Below are 298 nucleotides of genomic sequence, written 5' to 3' on the forward strand. Positions count from 1 at the left end.
CCAGGCCGCGCACGGCGACCGCGAGTTCGGCTACATCCAGACCCGCCTGAGAGTGGCGCGCAAGACCGTCGTCGGTCACGTCTCCAACCCGGCTGTCGTGTCTCAGATCGAGGACTGGGAGCGCGCCGCGGCCGGATGGACCGCGGCCCGCACCCTGAAGCTCGCCCGCTTCGGCGACAACATGCGCTACGTCGCGGTCACCGAGGGCGACAAGACCGAGGCCGAGATCCGCTTCGGCGTGCAGGTGAACACGTGGGGCGTCAACGAGCTCGTCGAGGCGGTGGATGCGGCATCCGAT

The 298-nt window shown here is 69.5% G+C and carries 1 protein-coding gene; it reads left to right on the forward strand.

What is annotated here, in order from left to right:
- Window positions 1-298 (forward strand): L-arabinose isomerase family protein (locus OB08_RS16690; RefSeq protein ID WP_461476734.1); only part of this gene is annotated, 298 nt, incomplete at both ends.

The organism is Microbacterium sp. HJ5 (genome assembly GCF_054824025.1).